Here is an 18057-nt window from a genome sequence, read left to right on the forward strand (position 1 = left end):
CGGTTCCCTACTTTAGTTTCCAACATTTTTTGTATTATTACACCTGCAAAACCTGCTGCAACCCTATGAAAATTCTAGTTGTTGACGACGAACACGATATAAAAACCCTTTTTGAACAGCGCTTTCGGCGTGAAATTCGAAGCGGTGAACTGAATTTCAACTTCGCGTATTCGGGAGAAGAAGCCCTCGATTTCCTCAAAGACCATTTGTCAGAAGTTGTGCTCATTTTGTCGGATATTAACATGCCAGGGATGAGCGGTATTGAGCTTCTCAAACGAATTCGTAGTACGCATCCGATGTCGCCACCGACTATTATGATGATTACTGCTTATAACGACGAAGAAAACTACAACCAAGCGAAGCAGTTTGGGGCCGATGATTTCTTGAACAAACCCATTGATTTTTCCAGTCTGAAACAAAAACTCTTTGAATCGTTATGACAAAAGCCAAAATGCTCGTCGTGGACGACGAAAGCGATTTGGAATTGCTTATTAAACAGAAATTTAGGCGCAAAATTCGGGAGGGTTCCTACGAGTTTCACTTTGCCCCCAACGGCGCCGAAGCCATAGAAGTGATTCAAAAAGAGTCAAATATCGACTTGGTGTTGAGCGACATCAATATGCCCGTGATGGACGGACTGACGCTGTTGAGCAAGGTGAACGAATTGAGCCCGCTCATCAAAGTGGTGATGGTATCGGCCTATAGCGATATGGATAACATTCGTACGGCCATGAATCGCGGGGCGTTTGACTTTGTTTGCAAACCTGTCAATTTTGACGATTTGGAAGTCACCGTCGAAAAAACGCTTCAACACGTACAGCATCTGCGGGAAACTTTGCAGGCCATCAAGGAAAACAACATCCTGCGAATGTACGTCGATGAAAACGTGCTGAATTTTATGAACCGTCAAGAGTTTGAGTCATCGCTGATGGCCAACGAACTCGTGGAGGCGACTGTCATGTTTATCGACATTTGTGGGTTTACGGCCATTACTGAAAACGTGGACGCAGACACGGTGGTAAAGCTTATCAACAAGTACTTTGACGTGATGGTGAAAGAAATCATTGCGCAAGGCGGGCACGTTGATAAGTTCATGGGCGATGCCGTGATGGCGGTTTTTCGAGGGGAATATCACCTCGATCATGCCGTTGAGGCAGCCTTAGCGGTTCGTTCCCATATCGAGGAAATAGAAGAAAACTTATTGAATCACAGTACGTTTATGCCGCGCGTGGCGATTGGTATTAATTCTGGCGAAATGATTTCTGGCAATATTGGTTCGGTGTCTTTGCGTCGTTTGGATTATACGGTGATTGGCGACACCGTCAACGTAGCTCAACGTTTCCAGTCGGCGGCCAAGCCAGGTCAAATTGTGATTGGCCAACGTGCGTACGATAACATTAAAGAATCATTTCAATGCAAGCCCATTGGCGAAGTGACGCTCAAAAACAAAGCCAACCCGCTGATGATTTATGAAGTGATTGCGTAGTCCTTCGGCCACCTTCCCGAAAGGTCAAAACTTTCGGGAAGGTTTGAACTCAAAAACAAAGCCAACCCGCTGATGATTTATGAAGTGATTGCGTAGTATTTGAGCTATCTTCCCGAAAGTTCAAAACTTTCGGGAAGGTATTTATTTCAACGGCTTCAACAAGTACTCTAAACCATTGATTTTGATTTCGTAGAGGGTAGAAAGCAACATGCCTAGCTTCCCCGCAGGAAAACCCTTGGCATGAAACCACACCAAATAAGGCTCTGGCAAGTCGCAGAGTGTCACTCCTTTGTACTTCCCAAAAGGCATTTTCATTTCTACTAAATCTTGGAGAAAATTGGGGTTGAAACCTTCCATGAGTTACAAATTATACGGGGTTTTGAGAAACCCCTTTCACAAGTGAAAAACCTTCCATGAGTTGTGAGTGGGGTACCTTCCCGAAAGTTATAAAACTTTCGGGAAGGTTGTTTTTATTGTCCAGGATGATACGTTCGTTCGGCGTTTTTGAGGACGTCTTCTTTGTAAAATAAAACTTCTTTGAATTTTCCTTGGGTGTACATTTCGGCTTGGTCGCTGAAATGCTTAGAGGCGGGGTCGCCGCTGTTGCCACCTGCCAAAAGTGATTTTGCTTTGATACGAGGACCAAACTCAACGGCACAGATAAAACTGTTGCCACTCACGCCGTAGCGCTTGTTGGTGCCTGCGTAGGGGCGGCTGTTGTACGACGGCAACATTCCCCACAGTGCCGATGCGTATTTGACAGGGTAACTAGGCTGGGCGTCGTCGTGTTTGGATTGAATGTCGTTGGTAAGGCGCTGAAAACGATTGACTTCCCCCCAAGGCATTTGCCATTTTCCAAACTTTGTTTTCAATTCGGCCAACGTAGCGAGTAGGGGAGTGGTAAGTTGCGCCAAGGTAGCGTTGGCGGCAAAAAGCTTGGTGTTTTCCACTTGGTCGCGTTCACCTTGGTCGATGTACAAGCGCGTAATCGTGGGCGTAAGTTTTTGGGCCCATTCGATGGCGAGGGTGGTCGCTACTGAGTTTTCGGCGACGTGGTAGTCCCATTTTTTCAACAATTGTACCGCTTCGGCCAGCGAAGTATAGAGCGAATCGCTGGGTTTTACATTTTTCTCGAACGACGTTACCAACGCAGGAACCAGTACCTCAAAGGCCGACAAGTAGGTGTCGTAGCCAGCCTCAATGACTTTGTCTAGCGTGTATCCTTTTTGGTTGCTCAACACCCGAACTGCATTTACCCCTCGAAAATTCTCTCCGTCGGGTGCCATGTACGGTGGGTAGTTTTCGCGCTTAGGGCTTGCTGGGCCTGAAACGGTAAAAGGCGTAGAATTGCAGTTCTGAATCCAGCCGTTGGTGGGGTTGTAAATGTGTACGGTTTCGTCCACGGGGTGCAATCCTTTCCATTCGGTGGTGGGGGTGGTGCCGTCCATCAGTTTTGCCCAATTCAACGATTTGTCGCGGATAGGTACGTAGTTGCCGTGCCAGTACGCAATGTTGCCTTTGTTATCGGCAAAAACGGTGTTGTTGGAGGTGTTTCCTTTCAAGTCCATCGTTTTTTTGTACTCTTCAAAACCCTTGGCTTTGGTACGTTTCCAACTTTGTACAAGACTGTTCATGGAGCGGTTAAACGAGCGCAAGCTCACCCATTTCCCTTCGCGTTTGGCCATAACGGGGCCGTGGTGGGTAAAATAGGTGGTGAATGTTTTTGATTTTAATTCGTTGTTTTCTAAGTACTTAATAGTGATTTTCTTTTCGATGATGGGTTTGAGTTGCTGGTTGTATTCGTAAAAAAACGCGTCTCCTTTTTTGGTTACTTTTTCGGCGTAAATATCGGCTACATCGACATTACAAGAAGTGTGCATCCAACCGCAATACTTGTTAAATCCTTGATAAACAAAAAACTGTCCCCAAGTAACTGCCCCGTAAGCGTGAAGTCCCTCGTCGCTCACTACCTGTACTTCGGGGCGAAAATAAAACGTTACGTGGGGGTTGATGTACAAAATGGCGTTGCCCGATGCCGTGATAGAGGGACCAAACGCAAAGCCGTTTGAACCCGTTTGGTGCTCAGGGTCTTTGGGGGGAGCGATGGCCGCCGTGACCTCGCCCGAGTAAAAGTTCTTTAACTCTGCCACGCTCAAATCGGCCGTACTGATGGCTCCAATGCTGCCGTCGGTCCAAAGTAGCTGAAACCAAGGCTCAAAACGTTGAAGCAGGGCGGGCTTGGTTTGAGGGTGTTTGTACAAATAATAATTAATGCCGTCGGCGTACGCTTGAAGTAATTTCTTGAGCCACGGTTCGGCTTTTTTGTAGTCCGAAATGGCTTCTGCGGTGTCTATCAATAGTTTAATTTGGAGGTCGTTGTACAGCGCCGATTCGCCTTTGAGTTCTGCCGTACGGCCTAGTTTTTCGATGTAGTTCATTTCGACCCGCTTAAAATCGTCTTCGCATTGCGCATAGAGGAGTCCAAACACCGCATCGGCGTCGGTTTTTCCGTAAATGTGCGGAATCCCCCAGTTGTCGCGAACGATGGTCACGCGCTTGGCTTGCTGCTCATAACGGGCTATCTCGGCTTTCGTAAAACGTTGGGCGAATAGCGAAAGCGGTAAGCAGAAAAGTAAAAGTAGGTATTTCATAAGGGTTATTAAAAGGAGTTTGTGGATGAAATCAGGTGCGGAATCCCGCATATTTTGTAGTTTTAGCAAACTTATCAATTCCTCTTTCAAGCACAAAAAGAAATCACAAATCGTTTTGCTCATGCCTTCACATCCTTATCCATTCCAAGGTCTTACCGATGCCCAAGTCGAGCAGTCGCGGCGAGAAAATGGTACGAATGCCCTTCAAGATACGTCCAATAGTGCTTGGTGGGAAGCCCTCAAAGAAACCGTTACGGAGCCGATGTTTATTTTGCTGGTAGCTTGTACTGTCATCTATTTTTCGCTCAATGAACTCTCCGAAGGTTTTTTTATGCTGGGGGCGATTTTGGTCGTGTCGGCCATCTCGTTTTACCAAGACTCACGCAGTAAAAAAGCCCTCGAAGCCCTAAAAACCTATACCCAAGCCTCCACGGCCGTGATTCGAAACAATGAGGTCGTAGAGCTTCCTTCGAGTGAGATTGTGGTCGGCGATGTGGTGGTGGTATCGGAAGGGGAACTTATTCCTGCGGATGGTACGTTGCTCCAAATCCACGATTTTTCGGTCAATGAGTCCATCCTGACGGGCGAAGCGTTTGCGGTTCACAAAGAACTTCAAAATGCCGAAAATAATCAGGTGTTTCAGGGAGCACTGGTGCAGTCGGGGCAAGGAGTGTTTGAAACAACGGCCGTGGGGCAGCATACGCGGTTGGGGAAAATTGGTACGTCTTTGGCAACGATAGAAGCCGAAAAAACGCCTTTACAGCTTCAAATCGACCAATTTGTAAAACGGATGGCGGCGGTTGGGGCGGTTATTTTCGTGTTGATTTGGGGAATAAATTACGTTCAATCGCGCGATGTTTTAGGCAGTTTACTCAAAGGTTTAACCATTGCAATGTCGGTGTTGCCCGAGGAAATTCCCGTGGCATTTGCTACGTTTATGGCGCTTGGGGCTTGGCGGCTCATGCAGCAAGGAATTATCGTCAAACAGACCCAAACGGTGGAAGCATTGGGCTCGGCCACGGTGATTTGTACCGATAAAACGGGAACAATTACCGAAAATAAAATGGCCTTGCATCGTTTGTATGTCAACGAAAGTGAAGAGGCTTTGGGTGAAAATCAGTGGCAAAATGCACCTGCTCGCCGACTGATTGAAGTGGCCATGTGGGCAAGTGAACCTGCCCCCTTTGACCCCATGGAAAAAGCCTTACACGAAGCCTATCGCCAATCGACGGAAAAAGACGAGCGCTCGGAGTTTCGGTTGGTACACGAATATCCACTTTCGGGGAAGCCGCCGATGATGACTCACGTCTTTGAAAATCAGTCTGGAAAACGAATTATTGCTTGCAAAGGAGCGCCCGAAGCGCTTCTGCGTCATTCTACGTTGAGCGACGAAGAGAAAGAAAAAGTACACCGCCAAGTCGCGGCTTTTGCCGCCGATGGGCTGCGGATGCTTGGGGTAGGCGTGGCTTCTTTTGAAGGAAAAACGTTTCCCGAAAAACAACAAGAGTTGGCGTTTGAGTTTTTAGGGTTGGTTGGTTTCTACGACCCACCAAAACCCAATATTGCCAAGGTATTTAAGCAGTTCTACGACGCAGGCATTCAGCTAAAAATCATTACGGGCGACAATTCCCTCACGACGGAAGCCATCGCCAAACAGGCGCATTTCAGAAGTACTACTCCACCATTGACGGGAGAGGAGTTGCTACGCCTTTCTCCCGAAGATGCCGAAAAGAAAATTGCCGAAACGACGCTGTTTACCCGTATGTTTCCTGAAGCAAAGTTGAAAATTATCAATACGTTGAAAGCCCAACAACAGGTAGTGGGAATGACGGGAGATGGAGTCAACGACGGCCCAGCCCTCAAAGCGGCTCACATTGGGATTGCGATGGGAAAACGAGGTTCGGAAATCGCGAAACAAGCTTCGTCATTGATTCTGATTGACGATGATTTTGGTAAAATGGTTGATGCCGTAGCGGCAGGGCGAAAAATTTATAACAATCTTAAAAAAGCGATTCAGTACATTATCTCCATTCACATTCCAATCATCCTGACTGTGGCGTTGCCGCTGGTGTTAGGTTGGGTGTATCCCGCCATTTTTACGCCCGTTCACGTTATCTTTTTAGAACTAATCATGGGGCCGACTTGCTCGATTGTTTATGAAAATGAACCGCTCGAAAAACGCAGCATGCACCAACCTCCCCGCCCGATGACGACCACCTTTCTGAACCTTCGTGAGTTGTCGATTAGCATTGTACAAGGGCTGATGATTACGGCGGGAACTTTGTTTATCTACCAATATTCAGTTCGACAGGGGTATTCGGAAGACCAAACTCGGACGATGGTGTTTGCCACGCTAGTGATTGCAAACATCTTTTTGACGCTCGCCAATCGGTCTTTCTTTAACTCAGTGATTGAGAGTTTTAAGTATAAAAACAACTTATTGCTGGGTGTGATTGGGATAACTATCGTGCTTTTGGCGGGGCTGGTGTATGTTCCAGTTTTAGCCAATTTTTTCAAACTTACGCCGTTGTCGTTGAACCAGTTAGGTTTTGTTAGCTTGGTTGGTTTGGTCAGTGTCGGCTGGTTTGAAGGCTTTAAATGGGGAAAGAGAAAACGATTTTGGTAAGTAAGAAAATGTACCTTCAATGGCTTAGACAACGGCTGTTTGGTTGATAATGAGAATATATTTACTTTCGTTTGTTCAACTCACGGCTTGACCTTTCTCTAATTTACCAATTTAACCTCAACTAATTTACCTGTATGAAAACCATTTTCCGAATGCTGCTTCCGTTGGCAGTTATCAGCTCTTTTTTTGCCTTTACTTCCGTGGTCGATAAGACCTATTACTGGGAGCAATATAACATCGAAATCACGGTTCCGCGCGACTTTAAAATTGTAAAAAATACCAGCAACGAATTTGAAATGAAAGGCGATGGCATGGAATTATTCATGTACATCTGGAACCAAAAGAAACTTGCGGTAGAAGACATGGACGAAGCGACGGTTGAGCTTGCCAAAGAGCTCAAGCTACAAGAAGTTGATGAAGAAGAAGCGTTCAAAAATGGCGACTTCGCGGGCTATTATGTAGAAGGCTTTAAAGATGGCGACCGAGTGATGTTGGCGGGAGTCGTCGATCTCAAGAGCCGCACCAACTTTTTTATCGTCATTACGTTTGACGACAAAGACGAAGAAGCCGAAAAAGAAGCGCTTAAAATTCTTGAAAACATTGACCATAAAGACTAGTCGATGAATCATTAGTCAAGCCGTTGGAACAAAAAAAGCCGCTTCGAGAACGGAGCGGCTTTTGCATATTGGTGTCAAAATGTAATGTCGTTGCCCGACTATTCGCCGTGCATCCAAGCTTTTTTCGCAAGAAGTGTTTCGTCCTCTTCTTCGTTGTCAGGGTCTGGAATACAGCAGTCAACAGGACATACAGCGGCGCATTGTGGTTCTTCGTGGAAACCTACGCACTCTGTACACTTATCGGTTACGATATAGTAAAACTCGTCTGAAACAGGTTTTTGCTTTACTTTTGCACTGACAACGGTTCCGTCGCCGTAGTCGATTTCTTCAAGGGCAGTTCCTCCCGCGAAGGTCCATTCTACACCTCCTTCGTATATTGCAGTATTCGGACATTCTGGCTCACATGCACCACAGTTGATGCATTCGTCAGTAATCATGATAGCCATATTGCAGAGTATCGTTTAGTTTTGGGATATTTGCATTCGCAATTAAAAAACAAATTTACTTATTTAAAGTTTCGGTTGGGGTACAAAAAATATATTTCTTATTTTATTTGTACTTTTCCTATAAATAGTTCAATGAATAATCTCGAAAAACGCATAGCTCCGTTTGTTTCCTTAGGAAAATTACTCAAAACAAACGCCATCGAAGAAATAACGTACCGTGCTCATTCACAAAACCACTGGTTTACGCCTGAGTTTGTGACCGAATCATTGCAATCCATTGCTTCCGCTTATTTGGAAGAAGTTACGCTTCGGCGGTGGTTGCAGACATATCCTGCTTTGGCCACTGCCGAAGTGGTGACGCCGCAAAAGATTGGGGTCGTGATGGCAGGAAATATTCCCGCCGTGGGTTTTCACGATATGTTGTGTGTTCTTTTGAGTGGGCATCATTTACTGGCCAAACTCAGTTCGGACGACCGCCTATTGATGCTGTTTTTGATGCAACAATTGAAGGAAATCGACCCTACTTTGGCCGAACGTATCACCGTAGCCGAACGCCTCAACGACGCCGATGCTTTCATTGCCACGGGTAGCGATAACACCGCCCGTTATTTTGAGTATTATTTTTCAAAGAAACCCCACATCATTCGCCGCAATCGGACGTCGGTGGGTGTGCTCAATGGTACTGAAACGACCGAAGAACTCGATGCTTTTGGGCGGGATGTCCTTCAGTATTTTGGACTTGGCTGTCGCAACGTGTCAAAGGTCTATGTGCCAGAGGGGTATCGGTTTGATACTTTTTATGAAACCATTGAATATAAGGCCAATACGTACATTAACCACCACAAGTACTTCAATAATTATGAGTACAATAAGTCGGTGTATTTGGTGAATCGTGAGCCGCATTTTGACAATGGCTTCTTGATGATGCGTCAGTCGGCGTCGTTGGTTTCGCCGATTTCAGTATTGTTTTACGAAACTTATACGTCGGCAGAAGAGCTTGCTGAAAAACTAGCGGAGCAAGCCGAAAAAATTCAGTGCATTGTTTCGCAAAATGGCTGGTTTCCCAACAGCCTCCCGTTGGGACAAGCCCAAGCTCCTACGCTTTTTGACTATGCCGACGGCGTGGACACCATGGCATTTTTAACAAGCCTCTAACTGATGACGGAGGCTTCGCATCGCTATTTTGTACTCAACAAGCCCTATAATATGCTTTCGCAGTTTATAGGGCCTGCTGACGCTCGTAAGCTGGACGAGTTGGCGTTTGATTTTCCCGAAGGAACGCACCCAATTGGGCGGCTCGATGGCATTTCGGAAGGGTTGTTGCTGCTTACGACCAACAAAAAAGTGACTAGATTACTCTTTCAAGGTGAAACTACCCACAAGCGAAGTTATCTGGTACAGGTCTATAAAGTGGTGAGTCCAGAAAACCTTCAACGCCTCCGCGAGGGGGTTGCTATTCGCATTCGTGGTACCGAAGAACTGTATGTCACTGCCCCCTGCGAAGTAGAAATTGTGGAGAAACCGACCAATTTGTTTCAAAGTGGCTACGAATTTGACGAGCGAATTCCGCATACTTGGCTCCTTATTACGATGACCGAAGGTAAATTTCGCCAAATACGAAAAATGGTGACGGCCATCAATCACCGTTGTCAGCGTCTTATTCGGCTCTCCATCGAAGAGCTGTCGTTGGAAGATTTACAACCTGGGCAAGTTCGGGAAATGGAGGAAGAAACGTTTTTTCGCCAACTCAAGATTGACAATTGGCGGTAAGGGGTTTGTCAATATTTTAAATTTTAAGCCTGATATGAAAAAACGCTCGCCATACTGCAAAATCTGTTAGAATTAAACTATATTTATTGGTACAATCATACCGTTTGTTACCATGAAAATTCTTACTATTCTTTTGTTATTTATTGTTAATGGGTTGGTTATTTCTGCTCAGACTATCACCCCAAGCACTTTAAGTTTTCCGAAGAATTCGTACGAAGCAATCAATCAATTGGCATTGCCAACGAAAGGAGATGCTGTTTTTGATACCACATTTAATGTTTTGCGTGTATATAATGGTATAAAATGGATCCCATTAGGCACTGATGAAAAAAATCCATTAATGACCGCTTGGAGTGGTGGTGGAGCTCTTTCTGAAGTTGGTTTAGATATTGTTGTTGATACCGATGATAATCTATATGTTGTAGGTATTTTTAACCTTACTGCTATTTTTGGTTCTTTATCAATTGTAGCGTCAGATACTTCTGCTATTTTCTTGGCAAAATATGATAAGACAGGAAAGCTTCTGTGGGTAAAATCAATTGCTTCAAATATTGGTTTTGGAGTCTCTGACATGAGCCTATGTATAAGTTCAACGGGCGAATTATATGCAACTGGAGTTTTTAGAGATAGCGTAAATTTTGGAGTAGGAATACTGTCGGCTTTGCCCAGAAAAGCAGAAGGCTTCCTAGCTAAACTTTCATCCGAAGGAGTGCCCTTATGGATAAAAAAAATAGATAGTGCAAATGCGTTGTTAATTAATGATATTGAACTGGACAAAGCTGATAATATTTATATTGTTGGTACATTCTTTGATTCTGCGACTTTCGGAACTATCACCTTAACTTCTGTTGGGGTTAATGATTTTTTCTTAGCTTCGTACACACCAGATGGGACGTTTCGTTGGGCGCGCCAAGGGGGAAGCGAAGGGTCTAACTATGATTTTTGCACGAGTGTTGCTATCAGTTCACGAAACCAAATTTATATTACGGGGTCTTTCGTAGGAAAATTCAGGATTGGTAATCAAATTTTAGAGACCCTTGGAAATCAAAATATGTACCTAGCTCGCTATTCTACTAATGGAGATTTTATGTCTGTTTTTCAGGCTCACGGCGATGTAAATAACTTACGAGGGAATGTTGAAGGCGTTAGAGTGATTGCTAATAATCGAGATGATATTTATGTAGCAGGGCGTTTTCAAGGTGCTGCGGCATTTGGAATATACAAATTAATAGGTAGTCTCAACACATATCAAATTTTTTTGGCTAGATTCTCGGAAACAAATGTCGTTGCGGCCTTTGAAACGCAAGGAGAATTTCTAAATGGGGTTTCGCTTACTGCTGATGGTGATGGGGCGGTGTATTTGGCTGGGGTATTTAAGGGAAATGCAATTATAAAATCATTAGCACCTAAAATAATTTCTGCAACGGGAGGCTTTGACTTTTTTGTCGCCAAATATTCTAATAATTATCCTGCTGAATGGGTTATAAGTGGCGGGGGGAAAGAGACGGATATAGTTACTAATATGGTTATTGGCCAAAATAAAAATATATATCTTACAGGTCAATATCTTGGTGAATCTATAATAGGTAATACTAGGCTAAAAAATGCCAGTTTCTTGACAGATATGTTTTTTATACGCTTAGTTCAGCCTTAATTTTCTATTTAGCTGGGGAGCATATTTTTTTAACTCCTCCACTAGCCGAAACCACTATTTCAGAGGTATTTGTAGAGGTAATGTTGCTTTTATGAGCGCGCACCCTTCTAATCTACGTCTGACATGAGAAAAACGCTTGTTGCAAGCTGGTTTTTACTGGTTTGTATGGTTCAATGGGGCCTAGCCCAAGTCCCAGGAAGTAAAGTTGCGTACAGCCCAGCTTCGTCGGGGTTGTACATTGGCTCGCCGAGTATTTGTCGCCTTACTAATGGCGACTATTTAGCTTCACACGACTTATTTGGCCCTCAATCCAACGAGTTTGAGCGTCCTGTTTCTTGCATTTATCGCTCGACTGACAAAGGGAAAACGTGGACTCAAATCTCAAAAATCAACGGGCAATTTTGGTCAAAACTCTTTGTTCACCAAGGGAAACTATACTTTCTAGGAACAAGCAAGCACCATGGCAACACCATTATCCGAAAGTCGCTTGATAACGGCGTCACGTGGACTGAGCCTACCGATGGCGAAAACGGGCTGATATTGCCTGGTGAGTACCACTGCGCGCCCGTTCCGCTGATTGAACACAACGGACGCTTGTGGCGTGCGATGGAGGATGCCATGGGGCCGATTAAGAAATGGGGAAAACGGTACGGGGCGTTTATGATGTCAATGCCACTGGATGCCGACCCAATGAAAGCTTCGAGCTGGAGCCACAGCAACGTGCTACGATACGATTCAACACTTTTGGGTGGGAATTTTGGGGGATGGATAGAGGGCAATGCCGTTGTGACCCCACAAGGAGAATTGCTCGATATTTTACGGGTGGACGATAAAAGTACGCTAGAGGAGAAGGCCGCGTTTGTACACATCAGTGCCGACGGCAAAAACGCCACGTTTGACCCTGCCAAAGACTTTGTCAATTTCCCTGGTGGGAGTAAAAAATTCACGATTCGTTTTGACCCAAAATCAAAACGTTACTGGACGCTTGCCAATTATATTCCTCAAGAAATCAAAGACGCCAATCCCAAACGCAACCCTGCCAGTATTCGCAATACGCAAGCTTTGTTTAGTTCGGAAGACCTGATTCATTGGAAATTACACAAAATAGTTCTTCAACACCCAGATGTTTTGAAACACGGTTTTCAGTACGTGGACTGGCTTTTTGAGGGCAGACATATTGTGTTTTTGTCGCGCACGGCCTACGACGATGGCGCAGGGGGGGCACACAACAACCACGACGCCAATTACCTAACCTTTCACCGCATTAAAAAATTTAGAAAACAGTGAACACAGTAACTCAACCGAGCCGTTTGGCTTCGCTCGACGCCCTCCGTGGTTTTGACATGCTCATGATTTCGGGCGGTGGCGCTTTTCTGTATTTGTTGGGAGGAAAAACAGGATTGTCGTTTATCGACGCCATCGCCGAACAATTCCACCATCCCGATTGGAACGGTTTTACCTTCTACGACTTCATTTTTCCCTTGTTTCTGTTTATGGCGGGGGTGTCGTTGGCGTTTAGCCTCAAGAGTGGTTTGGCCAAAGGCATATCGCAGGCTGAACTGACCAAAAAAGTCTTCAAGCGAATGTTGGTTTTGTTTGTGTTGGGGATTTTGGACAAAAACGCCCCCGTTGATATTTTCGACCCTGCTCATATTCGCTATGGCACTGTTTTGGGGCGGATTGGTATTGCTACTTTTTTAGTGGCTTTGTTGTACATGCGTTTTACGTGGACACAAATGCTCTACATCGCTTTGGGAATTTTAGTCCTTTATTTTTCGGTGCTAATGCTCATTCCTGCCCCTGGTTTTCAGGCAGGAGATTTAACATTTGAGGGGAATTTAGTGGGCTGGCTCGACCGTACGTTGATGCCTGGCCGCCTCAAACAAAAAACCTACGATGAACTTGCCATGACGACGCAATTGTCGGCCACTTGTCTGACTATTTTTGGGTGTTTGGCAGGAGATATTTTGCAAAATAGTGCTATCTCAGTAGCTCAAAAGCTGAAACAACTGAGTCTGATGGGCGTCATTGGGGTAGTGGCGGGGTTAGCGTGGTCGCCCTTTTTTCCCATCAACAAACACTTGTGGTCGAGTTCGTTTATTCTATTAACGGGCGGAATGGCTTTTTTGATGGTGGTTCTTTTCTACTGGATTATCGACGTCAAAAAATACACGCGCTGGACGTTTTTCTTCAAAGTAATTGGGATGAATTCGTTGGTGATTTATTTGGCGTGTCGCTTTATCAGTTTTGGTGAAACCTCGCGGTTGTTGTTTGCGGGGCTATACGGCCATGCCCCCGAGCCATGGCACGAAGTTTTCAACGCCCTTGGTGGCTTGTTGTTGGTATGGTTGATGCTGTACGTAATGTATCGTCACAAGATTTTTGTGAAGGTGTAGTGTCAATAAACGAATAAATGGTATAATCCTGTTTTGCATTACTCCATATTTATGTCAAATTTGGGACGTTGTATCATGAAGTTGTTGAGCTATGCGTGCCATATTGATATTCATGCTGATTTTTTTATCCACGGAAAACGTAGCTCACAACCATCAATTTGTGTTACGACGAATAACTGTCAATGGAGTAGAACAACCATTATCCGCAAAACCCGTATTTTTAAAGCTTGACAGTTACCTACAAATTGAAGCAGTTCCACTATATTCTGATTCGGCCACTTATTTTTTTCGATTAAAAAACAGTAGTGACCAATGGATGCAGTGCGCATATCCTGTAGCCCAATTTCAAAAGCTTAGGGGAGGGAACTATCAATTTGAAATGAAAGCTCGAACCTCGACTTTTGAATCTCTGCCAATAACAGTACAAATAAATGTACAAGAAGCTTTTTGGGAAAAATGGTGGTTTTGGCCTGTTGTGGGTATTTATCTGCTTTTCATGGTAGGAGTTGGGTTCTATCTTTTCTTTTTGTACAATTTTCGTCAAAAACTTAGAATTCAGCACATCCGTAATCAAATTGCCGCCGATCTCCATGACGAAGTAGGGTCTAATTTGAGTAGTATTGCCATTTTTGTAGAAGTATTACGAAAAAAAGCACCGCCTGACATGCTGCCTCTCCTAGAAAAAATCATTCATAATTCTCAAGAGTCGGTATCTTTAATGCAGGATACAGTTTGGACTATCAGCCCCAAAAATGATTCCAACGAAAAATTAATTGAGCGGATGCGCTCTTTTGCCTTTGCATTATTGTCTAGTCGTGGTGTTGCCTTGAGTTTTGAGGTAGAAACGGATCTTCAGAAGGTTCATTTTACAATGGAACAGCGAAAAAACTGTTATCTTATTTTTAAGGAAGCGGTCAATAATATTGCCAAACACGCCGAAGCCACCAAAGCAACGGTGGAGATTTCGGCTGATAAACAACGGTTTTACATGCTTATTCAAGATAATGGAAAGGGATTTGATGCTTCGACACTTCAGGGAGGTAATGGACTCTATAATTTTCAAACCCGTGCTCAAGAAGCAGAGATGAATGTGGCAGTTAACTCTTTGCCTACCAAAGGAACCATCGTAAGTATTGAAATGCTATTGTAGCTTTTTATCCCCAAAATTATGGATATTTTTCTATAGAACTTTTTCAGAATTTTGGAGCTAAATAAATTAGGATAGACAGGCAATTAACCAATTAGACAGATGATACGCGTGGTGATGTTTGAAGACAATAAAAATTTCAGGGAAAGCCTCGCGCTGTATTTGGCTGGTACAGAACAAATATGGATGGCGGGTAGCTATCCCGATGCTCGTGAAGCCGTAAGTATCGTCAAAAAACTCAAACCCGACGTAGTGTTGATGGATATACAAATGCCCCACGGCTCAGGTATTGCCGCCATGATTGAAATAAAAAAAGCGTATCCGCAAGTAAAAGTGCTGATACAAACCGTATTTGAAGACGATGACAAGGTATTTCAGGCTATTTGCTCGGGAGCATCAGGCTATTTGGTCAAGAGCCCCAACCCCGAATTGTATGTGCAGGCGATTCAGGAAGTGTATGCAGGTGGTTCACACCTCTCACCGAGTATTGCCCGCAAGGTGGTGGATATGTTTCAGCAGCAATTTGTAAAATCACAACATACGTTTGTGGATCTCACTCGCCGCGAACGCGAAGTCCTGAGCTGTATGGTAAAAGGGCTGAGTTACAAAATGATTGCCGACAGTTGTGGTATCACCTTTCATACGGTATGTACCCATGTTAATCACATTTACGAGAAACTTCACGTCAATTCGGCTCCCGAAGCCGTGGTGAAGGCGTTGGAATGGAAGTTGGTTTAGTCGTTGTCAGAGAGAGAGATTATTTATTAAAATGGCCGCCAATGTAGCACGTTCGTAAGCATATCCGGGTTTCACCCCCAATAGTTCATAGTCATAAAAAGGAGTGAAGTAATCTTGTTCATTTGATTGAAAATGCAAAAAATAAAAATGATCGGGTGTAATAACAGCCAGTGAGTAGTTTGGATGCTCGTGGTCAAAGTTAAATGTAAAGTTTAAAATTGTACCATCCAGCTCTACTAACGCATTTATATCTTTAACTACTGTTACATTCAAATACTCCTGAGCACCTAAGAATAAAAACCCATCATCATGAGGCGAATTAAATAATACCAAATCCAGTTTTGGACTATCCGATTCATATACTGTCAAAGTATGTGGACTGCCATTATTGTTATTTCCTAAATCCGCTAGGCTTGTAATTAATTTCGTTAAGGTGCTGCTGTCAATAAAATACTTTCGCAGCAATTTAGTACTTTTTAAATGTAAATTGGAAGAATTCAAATTAAAAAAGCCCCTTAAGTTTGAAACAATCACAGCTATTATTTTATAGATATTCTCTTTAAAATCATCTATAGAACTGACAGAAGGAAGTCGTGGATAATTAGGTTCAGATGTGTTAGGCCAAGTAAGAGTATGAAAATTAATAATTGGATTCGCTGCTTTTTTAAAATCAGTTATAAAAACATTTTTTGAATGTTGAGACATGCAGTATTCTCGTAAAGATTGATATACCCAAGCTGCCCTTTGTGCATGACCATTACAAGGATCTTTATTTGACAAAGGATCATTAACAAGTACCCACGGAGGTTTTGAGGCAGAGTTTTCGTCAATAAAATAACCAATAATGACTACCGCATGACCACCATCAAATGGATAATCACTTCCTAAAAGTATGGGAGTTCCAGAAACAATTTTGGATTGAATAAAACTCCATTTTGGGAAGTTAATGGATTTATAATGAACGCATTGAATTCCAACGGATGCAAGAACTTGAGAATAATCATCTTTATCAGAGGCAATGGTTTGATATCTTTCATTACATATTAGAGGTGTATTCAACATATCAGTCAAAGCTTGGTTCTGGGCTGGAGTAGTAGCACTACGATATAAAAGATGCAAGTAGTTATCTAAAAGAACTTTTTGCTGCATGTCAGAAGCTGGGGGTAAAAATTCAGCGATCATTTCCATACAGGCAGCCCAACAAAGCCTATGTCCCTGTTGTATAATCGGATTTATAGGTAAAATTTTTATATTGCTCATGTTTTAATTTTTTCTAAACTTACTATTTTTTTTAAAAATGGGAAAACGAATTATTGATGCGGCCGATGTGGATAAATCTGCCCAGAAGCAAATTGAATTGTCAGACCTCTTGCGTAGAACCCTGATAAAACGTCTGTGCAACAGTAGATATGAAAGAATAAATCCGCTGTCAACTGGCAGCGATGGTTTGTTGATTCGATTGACAAGTATGAATGACCGAGTTCGAATATCACGAACTACTCACTCGCTCAATAGAGGACGAAGTTTGGGAAATCATGAATTTGGGATTACCACGGCCGCTTTAAACGAACTGTTCGCACTAACTGACGTATCGCTTGAAATAAATGTGTGCGAACAAAATGGAGAAAAATTCATTATCATTGAAGGGAAAGACCAACCCTGTGGTGATGACGGTCACGGCGGTGACGGAGTGAAAGTAAAAATACCGACAGTATGACCGAAACAGCATACGCACAACTTGTTATTAATCTGGGGTATGGGCTATTAGCTGCACGAGGAGTCTTGCTTTTCGTGTTGATAAGGAGGCTTTTCCCTATTTCGAGTCAACAAGCGCTTTATTGGCTATTTTGGAACTCATTAGGGATGTTTTTGATAGCTGTCTTTGAGCTTGTATTTATTTATGTTATCAATCATTACCCCTCTACTTGGCCTTTCTTAGCTCGTTTAGAAATTGACGACACTTTTTTTATTTCACCTTTTTATTTTCTTAATGATTTTTTATTTCTCAACTTGTTTTTTAGCAAGATTGTTGACAAAAAAATCGGAAATTGGGTGCAATATGCAGGCTTTATCTTAGTTGTGTTTGAAATAGTAAATACTCTTTATTTTGAAGGATATAAAGATGCTCAGCCCATTGGATCTTTTCTGATAGCTTTGAACGGGATTATATTATCTCTTCTATTTTTTAGACAGTATTTTTTAAGTAAATTTAAAATGCCTCTTCTTCGAAATGGGCTTGTATTCATTGTTGGTGGCATTTTTTTTCAATATATTTTTTCAATTCTGTTCTATTTTTTTTCTGATTTATTATACAATGAGAATATAATTTTGTATTATCAAATCAGTACTGTAAGAATGGTAATGGATATAAGTGCCTTGTTATTGATGGCCTATGGTGTTGCAAAGGTCAAAATATAGGCTGTGTCATAACTACTAAAAAGCCGCTCCTTCCGAGCGGCTTTTTTATGTCTCATCCCTAAAATTGTTGATTTTCTATCTTTTCATTTCTCCTGAACTTTGGGCTAT

The 18057-nt window shown here is 43.2% G+C and carries 17 protein-coding genes; 13 read left to right on the top strand and 4 right to left on the bottom strand.

The features are described 5' to 3' along the window. Positions 1-65 precede the first annotated feature (65 nt). Positions 66-440, top strand: a complete 375-nt coding sequence (locus FHS57_RS01410) for a response regulator (protein ID WP_183971074.1) — start codon at positions 66-68, stop codon at positions 438-440. Continuing rightward, positions 437-1486: an adenylate/guanylate cyclase domain-containing protein gene (locus FHS57_RS01415; protein ID WP_229601230.1), complete on the top strand. Its 1050-nt coding sequence runs from the start codon at positions 437-439 to the stop codon at positions 1484-1486. Before FHS57_RS01410 ends, FHS57_RS01415 begins: the two co-directional genes overlap by 4 nt. A gap of 141 nt (positions 1487-1627) precedes the next feature. Here FHS57_RS01415 and FHS57_RS01420 read toward each other — a convergent pair whose 3' ends face one another. Together FHS57_RS01420 and FHS57_RS01425 are read right to left on the bottom strand one after the other, a co-directional pair. After that, positions 1628-1843 carry a DUF3820 family protein gene (locus tag FHS57_RS01420; protein ID WP_183971075.1) on the bottom strand — a complete coding sequence of 72 codons (216 nt, stop codon included), beginning with the start codon at positions 1841-1843 and terminating at the stop codon, positions 1628-1630. A 113-nt stretch (positions 1844-1956) separates the two neighbouring features. Continuing rightward, positions 1957-4137: a penicillin acylase family protein gene (locus FHS57_RS01425; RefSeq protein WP_183971076.1), complete on the bottom strand. Its 2181-nt coding sequence runs from the start codon at positions 4135-4137 to the stop codon at positions 1957-1959. Between the two features lie 121 nt (positions 4138-4258). Between FHS57_RS01425 and FHS57_RS01430 the strand changes: the two genes are divergently transcribed. Together FHS57_RS01430 and FHS57_RS01435 are read left to right on the top strand one after the other, a co-directional pair. Next, positions 4259-6763 (top strand): cation-translocating P-type ATPase, encoded by a 2505-nt coding sequence (locus FHS57_RS01430; RefSeq protein ID WP_183971077.1) that lies wholly within the window; start codon positions 4259-4261, stop codon positions 6761-6763. Between the two features lie 134 nt (positions 6764-6897). Further along, positions 6898-7380: a hypothetical protein gene (locus FHS57_RS01435; RefSeq protein WP_183971078.1), complete on the top strand. Its 483-nt coding sequence runs from the start codon at positions 6898-6900 to the stop codon at positions 7378-7380. A 98-nt stretch (positions 7381-7478) separates the two neighbouring features. Here the strand turns inward: FHS57_RS01435 and FHS57_RS01440 are convergent, their stop codons facing one another. Next, positions 7479-7826, bottom strand: a complete 348-nt coding sequence (locus FHS57_RS01440) for a 4Fe-4S dicluster domain-containing protein (protein WP_028522014.1) — start codon at positions 7824-7826, stop codon at positions 7479-7481. Between the two features lie 132 nt (positions 7827-7958). Between FHS57_RS01440 and FHS57_RS01445 the strand changes: the two genes are divergently transcribed. From FHS57_RS01445 to FHS57_RS01475, 7 genes are all read left to right on the top strand, one after another. Further along, complete coding sequence (locus tag FHS57_RS01445; protein ID WP_183971079.1) at positions 7959-8981, top strand: acyl-CoA reductase; 1023 nt, start codon at positions 7959-7961, stop codon at positions 8979-8981. A gap of 3 nt (positions 8982-8984) precedes the next feature. Beyond that, positions 8985-9596, top strand: coding sequence for a pseudouridine synthase (locus FHS57_RS01450; RefSeq protein ID WP_183971080.1), 612 nt, complete (start codon positions 8985-8987; stop codon positions 9594-9596). Positions 9597-9708: 112 nt separating this feature from the next. Further along, complete coding sequence (locus tag FHS57_RS01455; RefSeq protein WP_183971081.1) at positions 9709-11250, top strand: hypothetical protein; 1542 nt, start codon at positions 9709-9711, stop codon at positions 11248-11250. Positions 11251-11373: 123 nt separating this feature from the next. Continuing rightward, a complete protein-coding gene (locus FHS57_RS01460) occupies positions 11374-12537 on the top strand; it encodes a sialidase family protein (RefSeq protein WP_183971082.1) in 1164 nt (387 codons plus the stop codon). Next, positions 12534-13646, top strand: a complete 1113-nt coding sequence (locus FHS57_RS01465) for an acyltransferase family protein (protein ID WP_183971083.1) — start codon at positions 12534-12536, stop codon at positions 13644-13646. Before FHS57_RS01460 ends, FHS57_RS01465 begins: the two co-directional genes overlap by 4 nt. A gap of 112 nt (positions 13647-13758) precedes the next feature. Next, positions 13759-14796, top strand: a complete 1038-nt coding sequence (locus FHS57_RS01470; protein ID WP_221225526.1) for a sensor histidine kinase — start codon at positions 13759-13761, stop codon at positions 14794-14796. Between the two features lie 99 nt (positions 14797-14895). Then, positions 14896-15531, top strand: a complete 636-nt coding sequence (locus FHS57_RS01475; protein WP_183971085.1) for a response regulator transcription factor — start codon at positions 14896-14898, stop codon at positions 15529-15531. 6 nt (positions 15532-15537) lie between these two features. Here the strand turns inward: FHS57_RS01475 and FHS57_RS01480 are convergent, their stop codons facing one another. After that, a complete protein-coding gene (locus tag FHS57_RS01480; RefSeq protein WP_183971086.1) occupies positions 15538-16791 on the bottom strand; it encodes a C39 family peptidase in 1254 nt (417 codons plus the stop codon). Positions 16792-16828: 37 nt separating this feature from the next. On the opposite strand from FHS57_RS01480, the gene FHS57_RS01485 reads away from it, so the two are divergent. Next, positions 16829-17248: a hypothetical protein gene (locus FHS57_RS01485; protein WP_183971087.1), complete on the top strand. Its 420-nt coding sequence runs from the start codon at positions 16829-16831 to the stop codon at positions 17246-17248. Then, positions 17245-17949: a hypothetical protein gene (locus FHS57_RS01490; protein ID WP_183971088.1), complete on the top strand. Its 705-nt coding sequence runs from the start codon at positions 17245-17247 to the stop codon at positions 17947-17949. Before FHS57_RS01485 ends, FHS57_RS01490 begins: the two co-directional genes overlap by 4 nt. Positions 17950-18057 lie beyond the last annotated feature (108 nt).

The sequence above is a fragment of the Runella defluvii genome (assembly GCF_014195535.1).
In the GTDB taxonomy this organism is placed as follows: domain Bacteria; phylum Bacteroidota; class Bacteroidia; order Cytophagales; family Spirosomataceae; genus Runella; species Runella defluvii.